Here is a 22,618-nt window from a genome sequence, read left to right on the forward strand (position 1 = left end):
GACCGCCTGCGGAAAGCAGCCAGCATCACCGAGTGGTCTCCGCGACCTCGTCGGCCAGCGGCAGCTCGAACCAGAAGGATGCGCCCTGGCCTGGCCTGCTGTCGAAGCCGATGCGTCCGTGCATGCGTTCCACCAGTTCCTTGCTGATCGCCAATCCCAGGCCGGTACCGCCCTTCTGGCGGGTGTCGGAGGAGTCGGCCTGGGAAAATTTCTGGAAGATGCGGGTCTCGAATTCCGGTGCGATGCCGGGGCCGCGGTCGGTCACGCTGACCCGTACCCCGTTGCCCTGCGCGCGGACCGCAACGATGACCACTTCGCCGGGCGGCGAGAACTTGGCCGCATTGGACAGGAAATTGGCCAGCACCTGTTCCAGCCGTGTCTCGTCGGCCATCACCTGCCAATCGCGCACCGGCTCGAGGACGAAGCGCACCTGGTGCTGTTCCGCGTAGGCCTGGTGGCTGCGCAGGGCCTCTTCGAGCAGCGGGGCCAGCGGCAACGGCCGGAGATTGAACGCCATCTTGCCGGCGACCAGCTTGTCCATGTCCAGCAGGTCGTCGATCAGTCGGCCCAGGCGCAGGCTGTTCTGATGGGCGATGCCGAGCATCTGTCGCATCGGGCCGGACAGCTCGCCGAGCGCGCCGCCGTTGATCAGCCCCAGCGCGCCGCTGATGGAGGTCAGCGGCGTGCGCAGCTCATGGCTGACGATGGAGACGAATTCGCTTTTCATGCGCTCGATGCGCTTGCGCTCGGTGATGTCGCGTACCAGGCCGATGTACTTGCGTGTTCCGTCATGGCTGACCTGCGAAACGCGCAGCTCGACGGTAAACGGCTCGCCATCGCGGCGGATCGCGGTCAGCTCGCGATCCAGCGCCTGGCGTTCGGACAGGTGGTCGTCCGGCTGGCCGTTACACAGTGCGACCGTTTCCGGCAGCAGCAGGGAAAGCGGGCGGCCGAGTACTTCGTGCTCCAGATAGCCGAAGGTGCGCTCGGCCGCATGGTTGAAGGTCTCGATGGTGCCGTTGTTGTCGGTGATGATGATCGCGTCGATGACGTTGGCGATCAGCAGGCGCAGGTAGCGCTCGCGTTCCTGTACCTCCTGCTCGGCCTGGGCGCGCTCGGTGATGTCCTGGATGATCGACCAGACCAGCGGCTGGCCATCGTCGCCGGTCATCAGCGCGCCGTTGAGCAGTACCGGTACCTGGGTCCCGTCGGCGTGGCGCAGCAGTGTTTCGTAGGGGCCATGAAAGCCGTCGCGGATGAGGGCGTTCAAAGCCTGCGAGTCGCCGGCCAGCGCGGGCATCAGGCTCAGGAAGTCGAGGTTGGTCAGGGCCGAGTCGTCGTAGCCGCTCATCCGGCACAGCTGCGGGTTCCACTCCAGCATTCTGGCGTCTGACAGCCGGCTCAGCATGATGCCCACCGGCGCCAGGCGGTAGAGCGCGGCGAAGCGCTCCTGGGTCAGGCGCAATGCACTTTCGGCCAGCACCCGCTGGGAGATATCCCAGATGAAGCCGTCGTAACCGATGATCTCGCCCTTGCGATTGCGTTGCGCGCGGCCTTGCTCGCGGACCCAGACCACTTGCTGCTCGGCGTTGACCAGCCGGTAGGTGCGTTCGAAGACATTCTCCCTTTGCAGCTGCCGGGGGGCGTCGAAGGCCGGGCGATCCTCGGGGTGAACCAGGCTGGCGAAACTGCGTACCCGACTGTCGATCAGCTCGTCGACCCGGTAGCCGGTCAGACGTTCTATCCCCTCGCTCAGGTAGCTCATCGTCTGGCCGTCATCGGTGCGGCTGTTGTAGACCACGCCCGGCAGGTTGCTGACCATGGCGCGGAAGCGGCTTTCGCTCTTCTGTAGCGCGCGGGTGGTTTCCATCAGTTCGGTGACATCGCTGGCAAAGCCCAGGAAACCGATGAGCTGGCCATTGGCGTCGGTGATGGTGCTGATGGTCAGGTTCAGTTGGCGGACCGTACCGTTCCTGTGTGGGTAGGTCCAATGGCGAGTTTCGGGCGTGCCGGTGCGAGCGATCGCCGAGAGCGTCTCGAAGCCTTCAATGGGACGGCCGAGTGCGGCGCTGAGGGCGCGGGCGCGCTCGGCCAGTTGCGCTTCGGGCAGTAGCGCCGTGGCGTTGAGCGTGCCGACGACGTCGTGGGCCTGGTAGCCAAGCAGCAGCTCGGCGCCGGCGTTGAACAGGGTGATCGTGCCCTTCGGGTCGGTGGCGATGATCGCGACTTCCGACGACGAGTCGACCACGGCTTCGAGGAAGGCGCGTGTCCGACGGATGGCGTCTTCCTGCTCGCGCTCGCGGCTGACGTCCTTGAGCGTGCCGTACATCATCAGTGGCTCGCCTTCGGCGTTGCGGCTCAGGACCTGACCGCGTGCGCGCACCCAGACCCAGTGACCGTCGCGGTGTTGCATCCGGTAATCATGCTCGAACAACGCCTGCTCGCCGTGGAAGTGCCAGCCCAGAGCCTCGGCCGCGGCGAGCTCGTCGTCTGGGTGGACCATGCGCGCCCAGATGGCGATGTCGATCGGTGCCAGGCTCTCCAGGGTATGGCCGACGATCTCCGCCCAGCGCGGGTTGATCGTCAGAGCGCCGGTCTGCACGTTCCATTCCCAGGTTCCGGCCTGGGTTGCCTCCAGGACGCCGGTCATGCGCTGGCGCTCGACCTTGATGCGTTGGTCGATCGCCTTGCGTTCGGTGGTGTCGGCGATGAAGCCATGCCAGAGTACCGAGCCATCGTCGCGTGCTTCTGCGGTGGCGTAGCCGGCGGCCCAGATCGTGCCCTTCTGAGGGTGGACGATGCGGTATTCGAAGCTGCCCGAACGCAACTTGGCCGACCAGTCGCCGATGGTCTGGTGTACGGAGCCCAGATCGTCCGGATGGATACGGGCGAAGGCCAGCGAGGGGTTCTGCATCAGCGCCTCGGCGCTCACCCCGTAGAGTTCCCTGCAGCCTTCGCTGACGTAGGGAAAGCTGTACTCGCCCTCGGCCGTGCGGATCATCTGGTAGACCATACCCGGCAACAGGCTGGTGATCTTCTGGGTGCGCTCGAGCAGTTCCGCGCGCTCGCGCTGCTGATGCTCACGGGCGAGCAAGTGTTCCCGCTGGGCATTCAGCCGCCAGCGATGCAGGAGGATCAGAGCCAGTAGCAGCAGTTCGGCGAGTAGCCAGGCGCTGGCCCATTTGCGAAACAGCCGATGGTTGCCCGCTTCGTGTTCCTCGCGTTGCTCGCTGATGTCATGCCAGACCATCGCCGTGGCCAGCGGTGGACGGGTCGGATCCTGTTCTCCGCGGACGTCGCGTAGCGAGAGCTGGTTGAGCAGGAAATATCGGTTGCCGGACTCAAGCTGACGGGCCGCGGACCCTTGCTCCGACGAGGACAGCAGCTTTCGCTCGACCCAGTCGGGCAGCTCGTCGGCCGATCGGCTGTCGAGCAGCCAGTCACCGCCGTCGCCGAGCGGCTGGCCTTGCGGCTTCTTCCAGAGGCTCTGTTCGAGCGTCCGGCGATCGACGATCAATGCCAGACCGGCGTCGAGCTGCTTCTGCAGCACGTCAAGATCCGGAAGGATGTCCAGGCCGACCTCCAGGGCGCCGATCACCGCGCTGGTCGGATCGTCGCTGGCACGCAGGGGAACGATCGCACGGTTACCGGCGCCGTGCCGGGCGATGTCCAGGCCGGAGGCGGGGCGCCCCTGTTCCAGCACGCTGCGCAGCAATTCGCGGTGCTGGGCCACGTCATCGCCATGAGCCTGCGGATCGTGCAGACGCAGCAGGGTCTTGCCGGCCTCGCCCCAGTACACATCCAGCTGCCGTACCTGGTGTTGCGCCATGGCCTGCCAGGACGGGGCGAGTATTGCGTGAAGGCGCTGACGCAGGGCCTGTACGGCGGGTGCGTCGGTAGCGGCACCGCTACGCAGTTGTGCATCGATCTGACGCACCACCTCGAGCATCTCGGTGTCGTGCGCCAGCGTGCCGGCCAGCGACTCGGCCTGCTTGAGCAAAGCTTGTTGTGCATTCTGCAGCGCCTGCGTCTGGAAACGCCCCTGTCTTTCCATCTGCTGTTGCCACAGTCCGTCGCGTACCCGATAGCCGTCATAGGCGAGGAAGGCGAAAAACAGGCTGAGCAGGAGCGTGCCGATGAGCAGGGGGGTAACGGGAGACAGGTATGTGCCAATGGTTTTTGTTGTTGTCATACAGGCTTTTCGAACGAGCGCCGCTTGAGGTTGTGCAATGAGGGCTTTCGCGTGCGTCTGGCCGGTGGCCATGCGCGCAACGCATTGCTACGGTACAGCCCAAGAGTGATGGCCAGGGGCGCTCGCTGGCAAGCGCGCGGCGCTCGCGGGAGCATCTTTCTCGCGCACCACCGAAGGAAGTCTAGCGTCTCGCTGCGGGGCTGGTCTGAAACATCCCGTCGATGTTCCGGGGCGGCGCCCGAAGATACCGACGAAACGGTCTTCGATCGGTCGAGCAGGCCGCGAAGACGCATGGTTCGCGGCGTGCGAATACCGTCGAGCAGGGCGACGGTTCCTTTGCGGGCCGGGTATCGTCAGGCGGAGCGACGATCGGTTGTTTTCTATCGGCAGGGGGGCTGGTGTTATTGATCTTCGGCCTGATAATGCAGTGCAGGTCGCCCGAGCCTGCCCACTTCACGATCCGAGGCAACAGATACGCTATGTGGTACAACGGTCTTCTCAACCTGTCGGTCTGGCAGCTCGTGGCCGTCACGCTGGCCGTGACGCACGTGACCATCGTCGCGGTGACGGTATACCTGCACCGCTACTCCGCGCACCGCTCGCTGGAGCTGCACCCTGCGCTCAAACACTTCTTCCGTTTCTGGCTGTGGCTGACCACCGCCATGAATACCCGCGAGTGGACCGCCATCCACCGCAAGCACCACGCCAAATGCGAAACCGCCGACGATCCCCACAGTCCGGTACAAAAAGGGCTGGGGACTGTGTTGCGGCGCGGCGCCGAGCTGTACATGGAGGAGGCCAAGAACGAGGAAACGCTGCGCATCTACGGCAAGAACTGCCCGGATGACTGGATCGAGCGCAACCTCTATAGCCGCTTTCCCAACCTCGGCATCGTACTGATGCTTGGCCTGGATCTGGCGCTGTTCGGCGTCATCGGCCTGACCGTATGGGCGGTGCAGATGATCTGGATCCCGCTGTGGGCCGCCGGGGTGGTCAACGGCCTGGGCCATGCGGTGGGTTATCGCAACTTCGAATGCCGCGACGCCGCGACCAACCTGGTGCCCTGGGGCATCCTCATCGGCGGCGAAGAGCTGCACAACAACCACCACACCTACCCGAACTCGGCCAAGCTGTCGGTCCGCAAGTGGGAGTTCGACATGGGTTGGGCCTGGATACGCCTGTTCAGTTTGCTGAGGCTGGCCAAGGTCAATCGCGTCGCGCCCATCGCCCACCGCGTCGAGGGCAAGGGCCAATTGGACATGGACACTGCCATGGCCATCCTCAACAACCGCTTCCAGATCATGGCCCAGTACCGCAAATTGGTGATCGCGCCGCTGGTGCGCCTGGAGCTGGCCCGTGCCGATGCGTCGGTACGCCACCATTTCCACCGCGCCAAGCGCCTGTTGTCGCGTGAGCCAAGCCTGCTGCACGACGACCAGCACGCACGCATCGCCGTCATGCTCGAGCAGAGCCAGTCGCTGCGGGTGATCTACGAGAAGCGTCTGGCGCTGCAGCAGATCTGGTCCAAGACCAGCGCCAACGGCCATGACATGCTGGCGGCGATCAAGCAGTGGATCCACGAGGCCGAGGCCAGCGGCATCCAGTCTCTGCGCGAATTCGCCGAGCAGCTCAAGACCTATTCGCTACGCCCAGCACCCGCTCTGGCATGACACATTCAGGCACGGTCTGGGAGGCCGTACCTGAGGGAACTTGCTCACGGGGACGCTTTCTGAAAGGCATCTTACGGGGTGGCCCCCCACACGCGGCTGCAGGTGTCCTGGAGCCGGCCTTTTTGGGTATGCAGTCATGAGTCTGCTGGGAGAGCAAGGCGGTACGGGAATGGGGCTGTTGCCGGGGACTGAAGCGGAAACGTTGCTGGCGCTGATGCATGCGCGAGCAGAAGTCGCACGGCTCAGCGAACGTGAACAGATGTTCAGCTCGCTGCTCGGCAGCCTTAATGCGGTGCTATGGGCTTTCGACTGGAAAGCCCAGCGGATGATCTACGTCAGCCCCGCTTACGAACGGGTGTTTGGCCGGTCGGCCGCGCTGCTGCTGGCCGATTACGCCGAGTGGCGCAACAGCATCTATCCGGACGATGTGGAATACGCCCAGAAGACCATGCTCGACGTGCTCGATTCGGGCGCGGTGGAAGAGCGCGAATACCGCATCATTCGCGGCGATGGCCAGCTGCGCTGGCTCAGCGACAAGTGCTTCATCGCCCGTGACAGCGAGAATGGCAAGGGCCCCCTGGTGGTGGGCATCGCTGAAGACATCACCGAGAAGAAGCAGCTCGAAGGCGAACTGCAACGCCTGGCGACCACCGATGTGCTCACCCAGAGCAGCAATCGTCGGCACTTCTTCGAATGCGCCCAGCGTGAATTCGACCATGCCCGTCAGTACGCTACCCCGTTGGCGTTCCTGTTGCTGGACATCGATGATTTCAAGCGGATCAACGATACCTACGGCCACCCGATGGGCGACCAGGTATTGCAGAAGATCGCCCAGTGCGGCGCGTCGACCCTGCGCCGGGGCGATCTGTTCGGGCGGATCGGGGGCGAAGAATTCGCCGCGGTGCTGCCCGGCTGCGCACCGGATCTGGCTGAGCAGATCGCGATGCGCCTGCAGCGCGAGATCCGGCGCCTGGGCTTCGTCTCCGAAGGGCGGCTGTTCCGCGTCACCGTGAGCCTGGGTCTGACCTCGCTCCATGCCAATGACCTGCTGCTGACCAGCCTCTTCGCCCGCGCCGACGCCGGCATGTACCAGGCCAAGCGCCAGGGCAAGAACCAGATCGTTCTTACCTGAGGCGCTGACGTCCGGTCAGCCCAGGATGGCGTTGAACAGCAGCAGGGTGAGCAGCGAGCTGAGCCAGCCGAGGGTGGACGGGACTGACCAGGTCAGCAGCTGTTGCTTGGCGTTCTTCACGCCGAGCATCCGGTTGACCACCCAGAAGTAACTGTCGTTGAAATAGCTGAAGACCATCGAACCGATGGCAGCGGCCTGAGCAGCGAACACCATGTTGACGTCGGGGATCGAGGCCAGGATCGGTGCTGCAATGGACGCCCCGGTGATCATCGCGACCGTACCGCTACCCTGGATCAGGCGCACCAGTGAGGCGATCACGAAGGGAATCAGCACCGCTGGCATCGGCAGGGTAGCAACCCACTCCCCCATGTATTGGCCTGCGCCGCTGTCGCGCAACACCGCGCCGAGCGCTCCCCCGGCCCCGGTCACCAGCAGGATGATCCCGGCGCTTTCCACACCTTTCTCCATTTCCGCGATGACTTCATCGCGCGGGCGACGCGGCACCAGACCGTAGAGCGCTGCAATCACGCCGAGGCCGACGGCGATCACGGGGTTCCCGACGAACGCGATGATTTGCCCGAACAGACTCTGGGCGAGGGTGCTGTCCCCGTTGAGCTTGGTGATGGTGACGACCAGGGTGTTGGCAAAGATCAGCAGGATGGGCAGCAGGATCGGCAGCATCGAAAGCCACAGCGGCGGTAGCTCGGCCTCGCGGGCATCGGCGCGTTCGAGCACCTCGCGGTAGGCGGCGGCCGGCTCGATCGGCGGCTGACCGCTCTGGGCGATCATCGCCTCGATGCGCGGACCCATGATGCGCGCGTAAGCCACCAGCACGAACATCCCGGGGATGGTGAACACCACGCCCCAGAAGATCATCAGCCCGACATCGATGTTGAATATCCCGGCGATGCCCAGTGGCCCCGGGGTCGGCGGCACCGCATGGTGGGTCAGCATCAGGCCGCCCGCCAGCGCGATACCCAGGGTGAGCATGGATTTGCCGGTGTTGCGCGACAGGGCACGCACCAGCGGATTGAGGATGACGAAGGCCGAATCGCAGAAGATCGGCACCGAGACGATATAACCGGTGACCATCATCGCCCATTCTTCGCGCTTGCTGCCCAGCCAGCGAACGAAGCTGTAGGCCATGCGCTCGGCCGCGCCGGAGACCTCCAGCAGACGGCCCATCATCACGCCGAAGCCGATGACCAGGCCGATGGTCGACAGCGTGGCGCCAAAGCCGGTGGTAATGGATTTGACCAGCGCGTCGGGTGCCATGCCGCCGACCAGGCCGGCGATAGACGCGGCGATGATCAACGCCAGCAGCGCATGGATACGAGTTTTTAGGACCAGCACGATCAGCACGACGATGGCCATGACCAGGCCGACCATCAGCTGTGGACCGGCGATGGAAGTTGCGTCCATTGGAAACCCCTCTTGTTGTTATTGGATGGAGCGACGACGCCAGGTTGGCGCCGCTTGGTTAGCGATTCATATCGCGCTGGTGAGCCTTCACGACGCTGTCGAAGTCCGCGTCGACGCGAAAGCCCAGCTGCAGCGGTCGCTCGATGTCGAAATCGCCGGGCCAGCTGCAGACGATGCGTTGTACCCGCTCGTCCGGCTCGAAGCCGACCCGCGCACGCGCCGCGTCGCCACCGACGCGGGCAAGGCTGTCGAGCATTTCGCTGACCCTCACGCTGATGCCGGGAAGGTTGAGGGTGCGGCGCAGGCCCAGCGCCTGGCCGTCCAGGCGCGCGGCATGGAGCAGATTATCGATAACGGTCTGTGGGGACGACAGCCAAAGGCGGGTATCGAGCGGCACCGGGCAGTTGCTCGCCTCGCCCGACAGGGGCTCGCGGAGAATCCCGCTGGCGAACGACGAGGCTGCGGCGTTGGGCTTGCCAGGACGCACGGAAATGGTTGGCAGGCGGCACACGCGGCCGTCGACGAAGCCCTTGCGCGAATAATCGTTGATCAGCAGTTCGGCCATCGCCTTCTGCGCGCCGTAGGAGGATTGCGGCAACGGCGCGAGCGATTCGGGCACCTGCTCGGGCATCGGCCCGCCGAATACCGCCAGGGAGCTCGCGAAGACGAAGCGTGGCGTCTGCGCCTGCTGGCGGCAGGCCTCGAGCAGAGTGCGGGTCGCATCGAAGTTGACCCGCATGCCGAGGTCGAAATCGGCCTCGGCCTGGCCGCTGACGACCGCAGCCAGGTGATAGACCAGGGTCGTACTCGGATCGATCAACGAGGCGATGAAGGCCGGATCGGAAACATCGCCTGTGTGCGAGACCACGCGCGGATCATCCACCGGGCAGGGCGCCAGGTCGGCCGAGACGATGGTGCCGCCAGCGGGCAGCAGGTCGTTCGCAGTGGGCGCCAGCAGCGCCTCGATCAGACGGGCACCGAGAAAGCCGGCACCGCCGGTTACCAGGATCTTCATGCATCGCACTCCGCTTCAGGAGAATATTCGGGCAGTGATGTGGCACGCCCATTCTTGTTATCGACGAATCAGGTGACAGGTAGTTGTCATGTTGTATGATGAATTTAACGTTGGCGCAACCGTTCGCACCGTTCTCCTTTGTCCGCAGTGCTGGCAAAAACGCGTGATGGTTGCCGGGAGCCCGAGTGAATATGCTGAACGACGCCACCCCCAAGCTGGCCGAACGACTGGCCAAGCGCCTGAGCACGGCGGTCCATGAAGGTCAGCTGACCGCCGGAACGCGGCTGCCCACCGAGCAGGCGCTGTGCGAGCAGTACGGTGTCAGCCGCACCGTGGTGCGCGAGGCCATTTCGATGCTCAAGCGCGAGGGCATGCTCACCTCGCGCCAGGGCAGCGGCACCTTCGTCGTCCCCAACCCCTCCGTGGCGCTGCGCCTGTCGCCGCCGCAGGGCAACTTCGAGGCCGTGGTGGAAATCCTCGAGCTTCGCAGCGCCCTCGAGATCAAGGCCGCCGAGTTGGCCGCGGCGCGCCGCACCAACGCTCAGCTGCGGGCGATGCGCAACGCCTTGGCCGAGCTCGACGAGGCGGTCGAGCGGGGGGAGGACGGGGTGCGCGAAGACCTCGCCTTTCACCGTTCGGTGGTCGCTGCCACCGGCAACCAGCACTTTCTCGAAACCATCGATTTCCTGCATCAGCTGGTGCAGCAGGCGATCAGCGTGACCCGTCGCAACGAGGCGCGTAACGCCCGCTACATGCACCAGGTCGACCGGGAGCACCACGCGCTGCTCGACGCGATCGACGCGGGTGACAGCGAGGCGGCGCGGCGCGCGGCCTCCACCCATCTGCACAATGCCGAAGCCCGTCTGCGTGAAGCGCAAAGCGAGGCCGACATCTCCTTATAACAACCACAAGAGGACTCACCAGATGACAGCGATATCCAGCGTTGGCGTGGTCGGCCTGGGCTCCATGGGCCTGGGCATGGCGCGTTCCCTGTTGCGAGCCGGACTGCCGGTATGGGGCTACGACATCCGTGAGGATGTGTGTCAGGCCTTCGTCGCAGAGGGCGGCCAACCGGTGACCGCGCTGGCCAATAGCGCTGCGTCCGGCGACCTGCTGTTCATCGTGGTGGTCAACGCCGCGCAAACCGAGCAGTTGCTGTTCGGCGAGCAGGGCATCGCCGCACGCCTGCGTCCGGGAGCCGTGGTGATCGCCTGCGCGACCATTTCTGCCGCCGCTGCCCGGCGCATATCGGCGCGGCTGGCCGAGCAGCAGGTGCTGATGCTCGATGCGCCGATCTCGGGAGGCGCCGTGCGCGCCGCCGCCGGCGAGCTGACGATCATGGCCTCGGGCCCTGCCGCCGCGTTCGAAAGGGCCGAAACGGCGCTTGCGGCGGTAGCCGCCAAGATCTACCGCCTGGGTGACGAAGCCGGGCAGGGCTCGCAGATCAAACTGGTCAACCAGTTGCTGGCTGGTGTGCACATCGCCGCCGCGGCAGAGGCCATGGCCTACGGCATACGCCAGGGCTGCGATCCGCAGGCGCTGTATGACGTGATCAGCCACAGCGCCGGCAATTCCTGGATGTTCGAAAACCGCGTGCCGCACTTGCTGGCCGGTGATTACCAGCCGCGCTCGGCGGTGGACATCTTCGTCAAGGACCTGGGCCTGGTGCTCGACAGCGCACAGGACGCCGTCTTCCCGCTGCCGCTCACCGCCAGCGCACACCAGATGTTCAAGCAGGCGTCGGCCGCCGGGCTGGGGCGAGAGGACGACATCGCCGTGGCGAAGATCTTCCCGGGTATCCGCCTGCCTTCCGCTGCCAACGAGGAGATGTGACCATGCCCCTGATCGGATGCATCGCCGACGATTTCACCGGCGCGACCGACCTTGCCAGCATGCTGGTCCGCGGCGGCGCCCGCACCGTGCAGACCATCGGCGTGCCGCGCCGGCCGCTGGAACTGGGCGAGGCCGATGCCTTGGTGGTGTCGCTCAAGTCGCGCAACCTGGCGCCGGCCGAGGCGGTCGCGCAGTCGCTGCAGGCCCTCGACTGGCTGCGCCAGCAGGGGTGCCGGCAGTTCTACTTCAAGTATTGCTCGACCTTCGACTCCACCGCCGAAGGCAACATCGGCCCAGTCGCCGATGCATTGCTGCAGGCCCTGGGCAGCGATTTCACCGTGGCCTGCCCGGCGTTTCCGGAAAACCGCCGCAGCATCTTCAACGGGTACCTGTTCGCCAATGACGTGCTGCTCAACGAAAGTGGCATGCAGGACCATCCGCTGACACCCATGCGTGACGCCAACCTCCTGCGTGTGCTGCAACCGCAGACCGCACACAAGGTCGGCCTGATCGACTACCGCACCCTGCGCACTGGCGTCGAGGCGACCCGCCAGCGAATCGCCGCGCTACGTGCCGAAGGCGTCGGCATCGCCATCAGCGACGCCATCGACAACCAGGATCTCACGGTGCTTGGCGCTGCCTGCGCCGATCTGCCGTTGGTCACCGCAGGCTCCGGACTGGCGCTGGGCATGGCCCAGGACTGGCAGGCCAGGGGACTGCTCACGGCCAGCGGCGAAGCCAGTCGGCTGGAGACGGGCTGGGGTCGCCAGGCGATTCTCAGCGGCAGCTGTTCGCGGGCTACCCTCGGCCAGATCGAGCAGGCTGCGGCCGTGTATCCCGCGTTTCGCCTCGAGGCCGGCGAGCTGATGGCCCGTGGCGACGCGGTGGTCGCCGAGGCGCTGGCCTGGGCCGCCGAGCGACAAGGGCCGATACTGATCTACGCCAGCAGCCCACCCGAGGAAGTCCGCCGCGTGCAGCAGCAGTTCGGCACCCAGCAGGTCGGCGAGCGCATCGAAGCGGCGCTGGCGGCGATTGCGCGCGAGCTGGTCGAACAGCAGGGCGTAGGCCAACTGCTGGTGGCCGGCGGCGAGACCTCCGGTGCGGTGGTCGGCGCGCTGGGCATCGAGGGTTTGCGCATCGGGCCGAGCATCGATCCCGGCGTGCCCTGGACCCAGACGCTCGGCCAATCCGGGCGGCCGCTAGCGCTGGCGCTCAAGTCCGGCAACTTCGGCAGCGCCGATTTCATGGTCAAGGCCTGGGAGATGCTCGCATGAGCGAAGAAAGCGCACTGCGCGAAGAAATCGTTGAAATCGGCCGTTCGCTCTACCTCCGCGGGCTAAGCCCCGGTTCCTCGGGCAACATCAGCGCGCGCCTGGACGACGGCTGGCTGCTGACGCCGACCAATGCCTGCCTCGGGCGGTTGGACCCGGGCGATATCGCCAAGCTCGACTGGCAAGGCAACCACCTGGCCGGCAAGCCGGCATCCAAGGAGGCCTTCCTGCACCGAGCCGTCTACGAGGGCCGTGAAGACTCCGGCGCCATCGTGCACCTGCACTGCACCCACTCGGCCGCGGTGTCCTGTCTGGACTGCCTGGACGCGACCTCCTGCCTGCCACCGCTGACGCCCTATTTCGTCATGCGTGTCGGCAGGCTGCCGCTGATCCCGTATCACCGTCCCGGCGATCCGCAGCTGGGCGAGGCGATTCGCGGGCTGGTCGGGCAGCACAGCTCGGTGTTGCTCGCCAATCACGGGCCGGTCGTCTCGGGCAAGAGCCTGGAGGCGGCTACCTACGCGATCGAAGAACTCGAAGAAACCGCCAAGCTGTACCTGCTGCTGCGTCAGCAGCCGGTACGCCCGCTCGATGATGACCAGATCGAAGAACTGCGCCAGACCTTCGGCGCTCAATGGTGACCGCTATGCCACGATTCGCTGCCAACCTCAGCATGCTGTTCAACGACGCCCCCTTCCTGGAGCGCTTCGGCCGTGCCGCCGCCGCGGGCTTCAAGGGCGTGGAATACCTGTTTCCCTACGACTTCGCGCCGGCCGAGCTGGCCGAGCGGCTGGCCGAGCATGGCTTGAGCCAGGTGCTGTTCAACCTGCCGCCGGGCGATTTCGCCGCGGGCGAGCGGGGCATCGCGGCCCTGCCGGGACGTGAGGCGGAATTTCGCGAGAGCGTGGACCGCGCCGTCGAATACGCCCGCGCCCTGGGCTGCCCGAGGCTGCACGCGATGGCGGGGCTGGTGAGCGACGAGCGCCAGCGCCCACGGATGCGTGAGGTGTACCTGGAGAATCTGCGCTATGCCGCGCGGCGTCTGGCCGAGCACGACCTGACGCTGTTGATCGAGCCGATCAATACCCGCTCGATTCCGGGCTACTTCATCAACCGCCAGGCCGAGGGCCATGCGATTTTGGCCGAGCTGGGCGAGCCGAACCTGCGGGTGCAGCTGGACCTGTTCCATGCGCAGATCATGGAGGGCGACCTGACCGTCTGCTTCAGGCGCCACCAGGCGGGTATCGGGCACATCCAGATCGCCGGGGTGCCGGATCGCCACGAGCCGGACCTGGGCGAGGTGAACTTCCCTTACCTGTTCGCCCTGCTCGACGAGGCCGGCTACGACGGCTGGATCGGCTGCGAGTACAACCCGCGCGGCCTCACCGAAGACGGCCTAGGCTGGTTCGCGCCCTGGCGCTGAGGCTCCGCTAGCGCGGCAACGGCTGCTGCTGGGTGATGCAGTGGATGTTGCCGCCGCCGAGCAGGATCTCCCGGCCCGGCACCATCACCACCTGGTGCTCGGGGAACACCTCGGCCAGGATGCGTTCGGCCTGGGCATCCAGTGGATCGCCGAAGGCCGGCGCGATGATTCCGCCGTTGACGATCAGGAAGTTCACGTAGCTGCCGGCCAGCCGCACCGAAGGGTCGCGTGGCTGACTGCCGTCGAGCGCCACCACGCCGGCGCATTCCTCGGCGCTGGCGTGCAGCGGGCCGGGGATCGGCATCCTGTGTACGGTGATGGCCCGGCCCTTGGCGTCGCGCGCCTTTTCAAGCACGGCCATCGCCGCCTGACAACGCTCGAAGTTGGGATCGGCCGGGTCGTCGGTCCAGGCCAGCAGCACCTCGCCTGGGCGCACGAAGCAGCAGAAGTTGTCGACGTGCCCGTCGGTCTCGTCGTTGTAGAGGCCGTGGGGCAGCCAGATGATGCTGTCAACCGCCAGGTGCTCGCGCAGCACGTTTTCGATCTGCTCGCGGGACAGGTGCGGATTGCGGTTGCGGTTGAGCAGGCATTCCTCGGTGGTGATCAGAGTGCCTTCGCCGTCCACGTGGATCGAGCCGCCCTCGAGCACGAAACCCTCGGTGCGGTAGCGGTCGCAGCGCTCGATCTCGAGAATCTTCTGCGCCACTTCGTCGTCGCGCTGCCAGTCGGCATAGAGTCCGCCGTCGAGGCCGCCCCAGGCATTGAAGGTCCAGTCCACGCCGCGCAAACCGCCCTTGCCGTCGATGACGAAGGTCGGGCCGGTGTCGCGCACCCAGGCGTCGTCGGTGCTCATTTCCACCACGCGGATGCGCGCATCGTCCAGCGCCGCGCGGGCGACGTGATACTGCCCGGCGGTGGCGCAGACGGTGACCGGCTCGAAACGGGCGATGGCCTTGGCCACCGCGGCGAAGGCGTCCTGCGCATCCGCACCGTCGTTACGCCAGTTGTCCGGGCGCTGCGGCCAGACCATCCACGTCTGGCTGTGCGGGGCCCATTCGGCGGGCATGAAGTAACCGTCGGTGCGCGGCGTGGTGGTCAGGGTGGTCATGGTGATGTCCGTGTGTAGGGTGGAAAACGGCCGCAGGCCTTTTCCACCGACTGTTGGCCTAGCGGTGGAAACGCTGCGCGGTTTCCACCCTACGGATGGCGGTGGCTCAGTTGGAGGGCTGCGAGCCGTCCAGGGTGCGGATCGGGCTGTACAGGTTCGGCCGGCGATCGCGGAACACGCCCCAGGCGCTGCGGATGTGCTCGAGCTGGTCGAGGTCGAACTGATGCACCAGCACGCCTTCGCTGGTTTCGTCCAATTCCTCGACCTTGGCGCCGAATTGGTCGGCGATGAACGAGGAGCCGTAGAAGGTGATGTCGTAGCCGTCCTGCTCTTCGCGGCCGATGCGGTTGCTGGCGATCAGCGGCATCAGGTTCGCACCGGCATGGCCCTGCTGCACGCGCTGCCAGTGGTCGCGCGAGGAAATGGTGGAGTCATGCGGCTCGCTGCCGATGGCGGTCGGGTAGAACAACAGTTCGGCCCCCATCAGCGCCATGCTGCGGGCGGTTTCCGGGAACCACTGGTCCCAGCAGATGGCCACACCGATCTTGGCGTAACGGGTGTTCCACACCTTGAAGCCGGTGTCGCCCGGGTTGAAGTAGTACTTCTCGTGGTAGCCGGGGCCGTCCGGGATGTGGCTCTTGCGGTAGACGCCGAGCAGCTTGCCGTCGGCATCGATGATGGCGATGGAATTGAAGCGCGCGCGTCCCGACAGTTCGAAGAAGCTCACCGGCAGCACCACCTGCAGTTCGGCGGCGACTTTCTGGAAGTGCTGGATGGCCGGGTTTTCTTCGACCGAGGTGGCCAGCTGCAGGTACTCCGGATTCGGCTTCTGGCAGAAGTAGGGCGTCTCGAACAATTCCTGGATCAGGATGATCTGCGCGCCTTTGGCGGCCGCCTCGCGGACCAGCTTTTCGGCGTTGGCGATGTTCGCTTCGCGATCCCAGGAACAGGCCATCTGGGTGGCGGCAACGGTAACGATACGGGACATGGAAAACCTCGCGAATGCTGGCGTGAAGACGGCCCGAATGGGTGTTGCGAAATTTATTCGATAGTTATCCGGATTAAAAGCGCTATCTGTCGCTTTTTAAGTTGCTCGCGGCCGTATTAACTCGATAAATATCGATTAAATCGTGCGTGCTCGTTTGGGCAAGAAGGGCGGCAGGTAAAGACCGAGGTAGGCGTCGAAAACCCGCATGCCTTCTTCGGCCATACGCGGCGTGATGCTGCCGTGCAGGTGCACCGAGCGGGCGTAGACACGGTCGCCCAGCTCCATGGCCAGGGCGAACACATCGACGTCGCCGGGCAGCGCGGGCAGCTCGAAGTGCCGTTCAAAGAGGACCTGCATCAAACCGGCGAGTTCGATGTCGTGCTGGCGGTCGGCCTGGGTGACTTCGGCCAGGCCGTGCTGGGCGAGGATCAGCTGCCGTGCCGCCGCATCCCCCTGGTAGATCGCCAGCATGCGCCGCTCGATCAGCCGCGAGAGGTCGTGCCAGTTGCCCAAGCTGTCGTGATCCACCGGCTCCTGCAGGCTGGCGCGAAAGGCGGCGTGAACGTCGGCGGTGAGCGCCTCGAGCAGCGCTGGCACGCTGGCGAAGAAGTGATAGACCGAGGAGGGCGGGATCGCTGCACGCTCGGCCACGCTGTAGATCGACAGCCCGGCCACGCCCGCGTCGGCGAGCAGTTCGCGGGCAGCGGCAAGGATCTGCGCGATGCGCGCCTGGCTGCTGGCGCGCGGCTTGCGGCCTGAAGGGGTGCGGGGAGGCGTGTCGGCTGTAGTCATGGGGCGCTATTGGATGTCAGTGCCGGGGCGGATGCAACGTGCGTCGCTGACGTCTCGCCTGCCGGGGGCGACATCAGCAGGTCGCGGAAGGTCTTCACTAGCGGTTCGCGGCTGCGTCCGCGGCGGGTGATCAGGGTGAACGGCGCCTGGTAGCCGAAGGTCGCCGGCAGCAGGACCTTGAGTCGGCCCTGGTCGGCCCAGGTCTGTGCGTAATGTTCCGGCAGGTAGCCGATATAGGCGCCGGAGAGCACCAGGATCAGCTGCGCCTCCATACTCTCCACCGTCGCCGCACTGTCCTTGAAGCCATGCCGTGCCAGCTCCGCCTGGCTCCAGTAGCCGCGCCCGACCATGCGCTGCTGGGTGATCAGGTCGGCGGGAATGCGTCGCTCGCCGAACAGCGGGTGTCGGTCGCTGCAATACAGCCAGTGCTGCTCGCGGTAGAGCGGTTGGTAGATCAGCCCGCTCATGCGCGTATAGAACGCGCCGATCGCCACATCCAGACGATTCTCCAGCACCGCGAGCTGCAATTCATGCGGGCCCATCACCGACAGGCGCAGGTGCACGCCGGGGTTCTCCGCGCTGTAGGCACCGAGCACGGCCGCCAGGGGCAGCGCCGGGTCGCTCACCGTGGAATCGATGATGCCCAGCGACAGGGTGCCGCTGAGCTCGCCCTTGAGCGCGGCGGCGTAGCGCTCGAAGCTCTCCAGTTCGGCCAGCAGGCGCAGGCTTTCCTGATAGAAGGACTCGCCCTTGGCAGTCAGCCGAAAGCCGCCGCGGCCGCGGTGACACAGGCTGAAGCCGAGCGCCGTCTCCAGCTGGCTCATGTAGGTGCTGATGGCCGAGGTGGACAGGTTGAGCGTCTGCTGCGCGGCGGCAAATCCCTGCTGACGCACGACCGCGACGAAGATGCGCAGCAGCTTGATGTCCGGTTGGGCGTTGTTCATGACGGCTCCTGAAGCGAGACCGCCGCAGTCTAAACCAGCGCGCTGTGACCGGGGCCTCGCAAACGGCGAGGCTTTACCGATTCATTACCTCGGCCTTACCCCAGCCAAACGAAGCGCTTCCTATAGTGGGCGGCACCTCTGTCATGCCGGCTGGAGTGCCCTTCGCATGCCTCGTTCTACCCGTACCCGTCTGTTGTTCGCCGTTGCACTGGCCCTCGTTGCCGGCGGCGGTTACTTCGCCTACGCCACCTTCTACCCCAGTTCGACCCAGAGCCGCCTGCTCACCGCCGACGTATCGCCGCGCAACATCGAGCAGAGCGTGATCGCCACCGGCACCCTCGAAGCCTTCGAGCAGGTGAGCGTTGGCGCCCAGGTCTCCGGGCAGATCAAGACGCTGGCGGTCGCGATCGGCGACCCGGTGAAGAAGGGCGACCTGATCGCCGAGATCGACTCGCTGACCCAGCAGAACGCGCTGAAGAACGCCCAGGCCGCGCTGGCCAACGTCAAGGCCCAGCGCGCGGCCAAGGTGGCGGCGCTCAAGCAGGCGCAGCTCGCCTTCGACCGGCAGAAGCGCATGCTCGAGCAGCAGGCCAGCGCCCGCGAGGACTTCGAGGCGGCCGAGGCCACGCTGGCCACCGGCAAGGCGGAAATCGCCGCCCTCGACGCGCAGATCGAGCAGGCGCAGATCCAGGTCTCCACCGCCGAACTCGACCTCGGCTACACCCGCATCGTCGCGCCCATCGACGGCACCGTCGTCGGTGTGCTGGTCAAAGAGGGGCAGACGGTCAACTCCGCGCAATCGGCGCCGACCCTGGTGAAGCTCGCGCAGCTCGACAAGATGACGGTCAAGGCGGAAATCTCCGAGGCCGACGTGGTGCGCGTCGCGCCCGGCCAGCCGGTCTACTTCACCACCCTCGGCGAGCCGGACAAGCGCTACCGCGCCACGCTGCGAAGCGTCGAGCCGGCGCCTGCGTCGATCAACACCGAGGACAGCGCCAGCAGTTCCACGAGCAGCAGCAGTACGGCGATCTACTACAACGGTGTGTTCGACGTGCCCAACGAGGAGGGCCGGCTGCGCATCTCCATGACCGCCGAGGTGTACATCGTGCTGGCCGAGGCGCGCGGCGTGCCGACCATTCCGGTCGCCGCGCTGGGTCGCCCGGCTCGCGACGGCAGTTACAGCGTGCAGGTGCTGCAGGACGATGGCCGCATCGTCGAGCGCAGCATTCGCACCGGCCTCGAAGACAGCCTCAACGTCGAGGTCACCGAGGGCCTGTCGCTGAACGAGCGCATCGTGCTCGGCGATTCCTCCCAGGCCACCGCCAGCCCCGTCTCGGGCCGTCGTGGCCCGCCAGGCATGAGGCTCTGAGCATGGGCGCCCTACTCGAACTCAAGGGCCTGCGCCGGGAGTTTCCCGCAGGCGAAGAGACCATCACCGTGCTCGAAGACGTCGATCTGACCATCGAGCGTGGCGAGATGGTCGCCATCGTCGGCGCGTCCGGTTCCGGCAAGTCGACGCTGATGAATATCCTCGGCTGCCTCGATCGGCCCAGCGCCGGTACCTACAGCGTCGACGGCCGCGAGACCGCAACCCTCGATGCCGACGAACTGGCGCGCCTGCGTCGCGAGCACTTCGGTTTTATCTTCCAGCGCTACCACCTGCTCGCCGACCTCGATGCCATGGGCAACGCCGAGATCCCGGCGGTTTACGCCGGCATCGACAGCGCCACGCGCCGCGAGCGCAGCGTGAAGCTGCTCGAGCGCCTCGGTCTGGGCAATCGACTGACCCACAAGCCCGCCCAGCTTTCCGGCGGCCAGCAGCAGCGGGTGAGTGTTGCCCGCGCGCTGGTCAACGGCGGCCAGGTGATCCTCGCCGACGAACCCACCGGCGCCCTCGACCGCAGCAGCGGTCAGGACATGCTGGCGCTCTTGCGCGAGCTGCACAGCCAGGGCCACACGGTGATCATCGTCACCCACGACATGAGCGTGGCGCAGAGCGCCGACCGGCTGATCGAGATCAGCGACGGGCGGATCATCGGCGATCGTCGGCTCAGGGAGGAAAAAGTCGAAGGCGTCGCCCCGCTGGCCGACGTGGTGGAGCCGCACGCCGGCCTGCTGCGCCGTGCCCGCGTCGGTCCGTTCGGCGAGGCCATGCGCATGGCCCTGCTGGCGATGCTGGCGCACAAGCTGCGCACCTTTCTGACCATGCTCGGAATCATCATCGGCATCGCCTCGGTGGTCTCGGTGGTCGCCCTGGGCCAGGGGTCGCAGCAGAAGATTCTGGAGAACATCAGCGCCATCGGCACCAACACCGTCGATGTGTTTCCCGGCAAGGGCTTCGGTGACCGCAACTCGGCGAAGATCCAGACCCTGGTGCCGGCCGATGCCGAGGCGCTGGCCGGCCAGGCCTTTGTCGACAGCGTGACGCCAACGGTCTCCACCAGCAGCACCCTGCGTTACCGCTCCCAGGCATTGAGCGTGTCGATCAATGGGGTCGGCGAGCAGTTCTTCCGCGCCAAGGGCTACAGCTTCCGGCAGGGGCAGGGCTTCGACCAGGCCGACGTGCGTGCCTCGGCGCAGAGCGTGGTGATCGACGACAACACCTGGAAGAAGGTCTTCGGCAGCGGCGATGCGCTGGGCAAGGTGATCATGCTGGGCAACATGCCGGCCCGGGTGATCGGCGTGCTAGACCCGATCCAGAGCAGCTTCGGCAACAACGACTCGCTGCGCGTCTACGTCCCCTACACCTCGGCGATGAATCGCCTGCTCGGCCAGTCGTACCTGGCCAGCATCACCGTGCGCATCCGTGACGACGTCGCCAGCGACGCCGCCGAGCAGGGCATCGTGCGGCTGCTGACGCGTCGTCACGGCACTGAGGATTTCTTCGTGGTGAACACCGACACCATCCGCCAGACGATCCAGAAGACCACCCAGACCATGACCGTGCTGATCTCCATGATCGCGCTGATTTCGCTGGTGGTTGGCGGCATCGGCGTGATGAACATCATGCTGGTGTCGGTCACCGAGCGCACCCGCGAGATTGGCGTGCGCATGGCCGTCGGCGCGCGGCAGAGCGACATCATGCGCCAGTTCATGATCGAGGCGGTGCTGGTCTGCCTCATCGGCGGCGCCCTCGGGGTGCTCGGCGCGTTGGGCTTCGGCGCGGTGTTCGCGCGCTTCTCCAGCGAATTCACCCTGATCTTCTCCACCGGCTCGATCATCGCCGCGTTCGTCTGCGCGACGGCCATCGGGCTGATCTTCGGTTACCTGCCGGCACGCAACGCCGCCCGCCTCGATCCGGTCGAGGCCCTGTCCAGGGAATGAACAGCATGATCCGTAGCCTCTCGACCCTCATCGGCTGCCTGCTGCTGACCGCCTGCAGCTCGATGAGCACTTCGTACGAACAGCCGCCGGTAAACCTGCCGACCCACTGGCAGCAGGCGCCGAACGGCGGCACAACGCTGCCGGACGCCTGGTGGAGCGCCTTCGAGGACCCGACCCTCGATGCCCTGGTCAGCGAAGCGCTGGTGCGCAACAACGACCTGGGCACGGCGCTGCTCAACGTCCGCCGCGCCCAGCTGCTGGCCGGGCTCGCCGACGACGCACGCTATCCGCAGGCCGGCGCCAGCGCGAGCGGCCAGACCAGCCGCTACGTGCGCGGCGATACCGCGAGCACCCGCAGCTATTCGCTGACCGGCTCGGTGAGCTGGGAGCTCGACCTGTGGAATCGCCTGGGCAGCAACGCCGACGCCGCGCGCCTCGAAGCCCTGGCGACACAGGAAGACTACCAGGCCACCGAGCTGTCGCTGGTCGGCACCCTGGCCAACCTCTACTGGCAGATCGGCTACCTCAACGAGCGCATCGCCGCGAGCGAGGAGAGCATCGCCTACGCCCGCCAGACCTTGCAGCTGGTGCAGGTGCGCTTCGACGCCGGCCAGGGCTCGGAGCTGGAACTGGCCGAAGCCCGGCAAAACCTAGAAAGCCAGCAAGCCAACCACGTGGCCCTGCTGCAGGACCGGGTCGAGCAGCGCAACGCCCTGGCGCTGCTGTTCGATGGCAGCACGCCGATCGCCTTCAGCGAGCCGCAGACCCTGGCGCAGACCCATCTACCCCAAGTCGACGCCGATCTGCCGGCCAGCCTGCTCGGTCGCCGCCCGGACCTGCGGGCCGCCGAACTGCGCCTGCGCAGCAGCCTGAAGTCGGTCGATGCGATCCGGGCCAGCTACTATCCGGACTTCAGCCTCACCGGCACCCTGGGCTACGCCAGCGACCGTCTCGGCGATGTGCTGCGCAATCCGGTGGCCGCGCTCGGCGCCGGGCTGACCCTGCCGTTTCTGCAATGGAACCAGATGCAGCTGGACATCGCCGTCTCCAAGACCGATTACGAGCTGGCCGTGGTGGGCTTCCGCCAGAGCCTCTATCAGGCGTTGGTGGACGTGGAGAACAACCTCGCCGCGCGCCGTCATTACGCCGAGCAGGAAGCCATGCGCGAGCGCGCCCTCGCTGCCGCGCTGGAAGCCGAGCGCATCTACCGCATCCGCTACGAAGCCGGCGCGGTGGATCTGCAGTCCTGGCTCAGCGCCCAGGACACCCGCCGCACGGCGCAGATCAGCCTGACCGAAACCCGGCTGAGCCGGCTGCAAGCCCAGGTCGCGCTGACCCAGGCCCTGGGTGGCGGTGTGCCGCAGTAGTTATCTTCGCGCCCCGGTCCGAAGCCACGCCGGCGGCGCGACCGGGGCGCTGCGACAGTTTGTCCGATCGTTCCATCCGTGCCTCACGTAGATCAGTGCCTTGCCGAAACAGAGGGGTTCCAGCCTTGCTGGACGCC

17 protein-coding genes and 1 pseudogene are annotated in these 22,618 nt (G+C 66.1%); 10 read left to right on the forward strand and 8 right to left on the reverse strand.

Annotation, left to right across the window (positions count from 1 at the left end):
- Window positions 1-25: 25 nt before the first annotated feature.
- Window positions 26-1,483, reverse strand: coding sequence for a PAS domain S-box protein (locus G7026_RS22775; protein ID WP_375138193.1), 1,458 nt, complete (start codon window positions 1,481-1,483; stop codon window positions 26-28).
- Window positions 1,475-4,264, reverse strand: a pseudogene (locus G7026_RS22780) (PAS domain-containing protein); the annotation flags it as partial. The gene G7026_RS22775 and the pseudogene G7026_RS22780, both read right to left, overlap by 9 nt.
- A gap of 407 nt (window positions 4,265-4,671) precedes the next feature.
- Between G7026_RS22780 and desA the strand changes: the two are divergent.
- On the forward strand, window positions 4,672-5,862 hold the full coding sequence (gene desA, locus G7026_RS06230) for a delta-9 fatty acid desaturase DesA (RefSeq protein WP_181069896.1): 1,191 nt from the start codon (window positions 4,672-4,674) through the stop codon (window positions 5,860-5,862).
- Between the two features lie 136 nt (window positions 5,863-5,998).
- Entirely contained in the window at window positions 5,999-6,994 is a 996-nt protein-coding gene (locus G7026_RS06235; RefSeq protein WP_181069897.1) for a GGDEF domain-containing protein, read from the forward strand.
- Between the two features lie 15 nt (window positions 6,995-7,009).
- Here G7026_RS06235 and G7026_RS06240 read toward each other — a convergent pair whose 3' ends face one another.
- Window positions 7,010-8,416: a GntP family permease gene (locus G7026_RS06240; protein ID WP_181069898.1), complete on the reverse strand. Its 1,407-nt coding sequence runs from the start codon at window positions 8,414-8,416 to the stop codon at window positions 7,010-7,012.
- 58 nt (window positions 8,417-8,474) lie between these two features.
- A complete protein-coding gene (denD, locus tag G7026_RS06245; protein ID WP_181069899.1) occupies window positions 8,475-9,431 on the reverse strand; it encodes a D-erythronate dehydrogenase in 957 nt (318 codons plus the stop codon).
- 191 nt (window positions 9,432-9,622) lie between these two features.
- Between denD and G7026_RS06250 the strand changes: the two genes are divergently transcribed.
- The 5 genes from G7026_RS06250 to otnI are packed head-to-tail and all read left to right on the forward strand — an operon-like array spanning window position 9,623 to window position 13,958.
- Entirely contained in the window at window positions 9,623-10,333 is a 711-nt protein-coding gene (locus G7026_RS06250) for a FadR/GntR family transcriptional regulator (RefSeq protein ID WP_181070335.1), read from the forward strand.
- Window positions 10,281-11,264: an L-threonate dehydrogenase gene (ltnD, locus tag G7026_RS06255; protein ID WP_375138188.1), complete on the forward strand. Its 984-nt coding sequence runs from the start codon at window positions 10,281-10,283 to the stop codon at window positions 11,262-11,264. Before G7026_RS06250 ends, ltnD begins: the two co-directional genes overlap by 53 nt.
- Window positions 11,265-11,266: 2 nt before the next feature.
- A complete protein-coding gene (gene otnK, locus G7026_RS06260; RefSeq protein WP_181069901.1) occupies window positions 11,267-12,538 on the forward strand; it encodes a 3-oxo-tetronate kinase in 1,272 nt (423 codons plus the stop codon).
- Entirely contained in the window at window positions 12,535-13,176 is a 642-nt protein-coding gene (gene otnC, locus G7026_RS06265) for a 3-oxo-tetronate 4-phosphate decarboxylase (RefSeq protein ID WP_181069902.1), read from the forward strand. The genes otnK and otnC overlap by 4 nt, the downstream gene beginning before the upstream one ends.
- Before the next feature lie 5 nt (window positions 13,177-13,181).
- A complete protein-coding gene (otnI, locus tag G7026_RS06270) occupies window positions 13,182-13,958 on the forward strand; it encodes a 2-oxo-tetronate isomerase (protein WP_181069903.1) in 777 nt (258 codons plus the stop codon).
- 7 nt (window positions 13,959-13,965) lie between these two features.
- Here otnI and aguA read toward each other — a convergent pair whose 3' ends face one another.
- From aguA to G7026_RS06290, 4 genes are all read right to left on the reverse strand, one after another.
- Window positions 13,966-15,066 (reverse strand): agmatine deiminase, encoded by a 1,101-nt coding sequence (gene aguA, locus G7026_RS06275; protein WP_181069904.1) that lies wholly within the window; start codon window positions 15,064-15,066, stop codon window positions 13,966-13,968.
- A 106-nt stretch (window positions 15,067-15,172) separates the two neighbouring features.
- Window positions 15,173-16,054, reverse strand: coding sequence for an N-carbamoylputrescine amidase (gene aguB, locus G7026_RS06280; protein WP_181069905.1), 882 nt, complete (start codon window positions 16,052-16,054; stop codon window positions 15,173-15,175).
- Between the two features lie 135 nt (window positions 16,055-16,189).
- Window positions 16,190-16,846, reverse strand: coding sequence for a TetR/AcrR family transcriptional regulator (locus G7026_RS06285; protein WP_181069906.1), 657 nt, complete (start codon window positions 16,844-16,846; stop codon window positions 16,190-16,192).
- Complete coding sequence (locus G7026_RS06290; RefSeq protein ID WP_181069907.1) at window positions 16,843-17,790, reverse strand: LysR family transcriptional regulator; 948 nt, start codon at window positions 17,788-17,790, stop codon at window positions 16,843-16,845. The genes G7026_RS06285 and G7026_RS06290 overlap by 4 nt, the downstream gene beginning before the upstream one ends.
- 166 nt (window positions 17,791-17,956) lie before the next feature.
- Between G7026_RS06290 and G7026_RS06295 the strand changes: the two genes are divergently transcribed.
- Genes G7026_RS06295 through G7026_RS06305 form a run of 3 tightly spaced genes read left to right on the forward strand, consistent with a single transcriptional unit; the run spans window position 17,957 to window position 22,481 of the window.
- Window positions 17,957-19,159 carry an efflux RND transporter periplasmic adaptor subunit gene (locus G7026_RS06295; protein WP_181069908.1) on the forward strand — a complete coding sequence of 401 codons (1,203 nt, stop codon included), beginning with the start codon at window positions 17,957-17,959 and terminating at the stop codon, window positions 19,157-19,159.
- Window positions 19,160-19,161: 2 nt separating this feature from the next.
- A complete protein-coding gene (locus G7026_RS06300) occupies window positions 19,162-21,114 on the forward strand; it encodes a MacB family efflux pump subunit (protein ID WP_181069909.1) in 1,953 nt (650 codons plus the stop codon).
- Between the two features lie 5 nt (window positions 21,115-21,119).
- Window positions 21,120-22,481: an efflux transporter outer membrane subunit gene (locus tag G7026_RS06305; RefSeq protein WP_181069910.1), complete on the forward strand. Its 1,362-nt coding sequence runs from the start codon at window positions 21,120-21,122 to the stop codon at window positions 22,479-22,481.
- Window positions 22,482-22,618: the final 137 nt, after the last annotated feature.

The sequence above is a fragment of the Stutzerimonas azotifigens genome (assembly GCF_013522725.1).
Taxonomy (GTDB): Bacteria; Pseudomonadota; Gammaproteobacteria; order Pseudomonadales; family Pseudomonadaceae; genus Stutzerimonas; species Stutzerimonas azotifigens_A.

Bases quoted from the DNA above. Each gene is read 5' to 3' on its own strand.
- otnK (WP_181069901.1), top strand. From the start codon at position 11,267: ATGCCCCTGATCGGATGCATCGCCGACGATTTCACCGGCGCGACCGAC.
- G7026_RS06300 (WP_181069909.1), top strand. From the start codon at position 19,162: ATGGGCGCCCTACTCGAACTCAAGGGCCTGCGCCGGGAGTTTCCCGCA.
- G7026_RS06250 (WP_181070335.1), top strand. From the start codon at position 9,623: ATGCTGAACGACGCCACCCCCAAGCTGGCCGAACGACTGGCCAAGCGC.
- G7026_RS06295 (WP_181069908.1), top strand. From the start codon at position 17,957: ATGCCTCGTTCTACCCGTACCCGTCTGTTGTTCGCCGTTGCACTGGCC.
- denD (WP_181069899.1), bottom strand. From the start codon at position 9,431: ATGAAGATCCTGGTAACCGGCGGTGCCGGCTTTCTCGGTGCCCGTCTG.
- aguA (WP_181069904.1), bottom strand. From the start codon at position 15,066: ATGACCACCCTGACCACCACGCCGCGCACCGACGGTTACTTCATGCCC.
- G7026_RS06305 (WP_181069910.1), top strand. From the start codon at position 21,120: ATGATCCGTAGCCTCTCGACCCTCATCGGCTGCCTGCTGCTGACCGCC.
- aguB (WP_181069905.1), bottom strand. From the start codon at position 16,054: ATGTCCCGTATCGTTACCGTTGCCGCCACCCAGATGGCCTGTTCCTGG.
- ltnD (WP_375138188.1), top strand. From the start codon at position 10,281: ATGCCGAAGCCCGTCTGCGTGAAGCGCAAAGCGAGGCCGACATCTCCT.
- otnC (WP_181069902.1), top strand. From the start codon at position 12,535: ATGAGCGAAGAAAGCGCACTGCGCGAAGAAATCGTTGAAATCGGCCGT.
- G7026_RS06290 (WP_181069907.1), bottom strand. From the start codon at position 17,790: ATGAACAACGCCCAACCGGACATCAAGCTGCTGCGCATCTTCGTCGCG.
- G7026_RS06235 (WP_181069897.1), top strand. From the start codon at position 5,999: ATGAGTCTGCTGGGAGAGCAAGGCGGTACGGGAATGGGGCTGTTGCCG.
- G7026_RS06240 (WP_181069898.1), bottom strand. From the start codon at position 8,416: ATGGACGCAACTTCCATCGCCGGTCCACAGCTGATGGTCGGCCTGGTC.
- otnI (WP_181069903.1), top strand. From the start codon at position 13,182: ATGCCACGATTCGCTGCCAACCTCAGCATGCTGTTCAACGACGCCCCC.
- desA (WP_181069896.1), top strand. From the start codon at position 4,672: ATGTGGTACAACGGTCTTCTCAACCTGTCGGTCTGGCAGCTCGTGGCC.
- G7026_RS06285 (WP_181069906.1), bottom strand. From the start codon at position 16,846: ATGACTACAGCCGACACGCCTCCCCGCACCCCTTCAGGCCGCAAGCCG.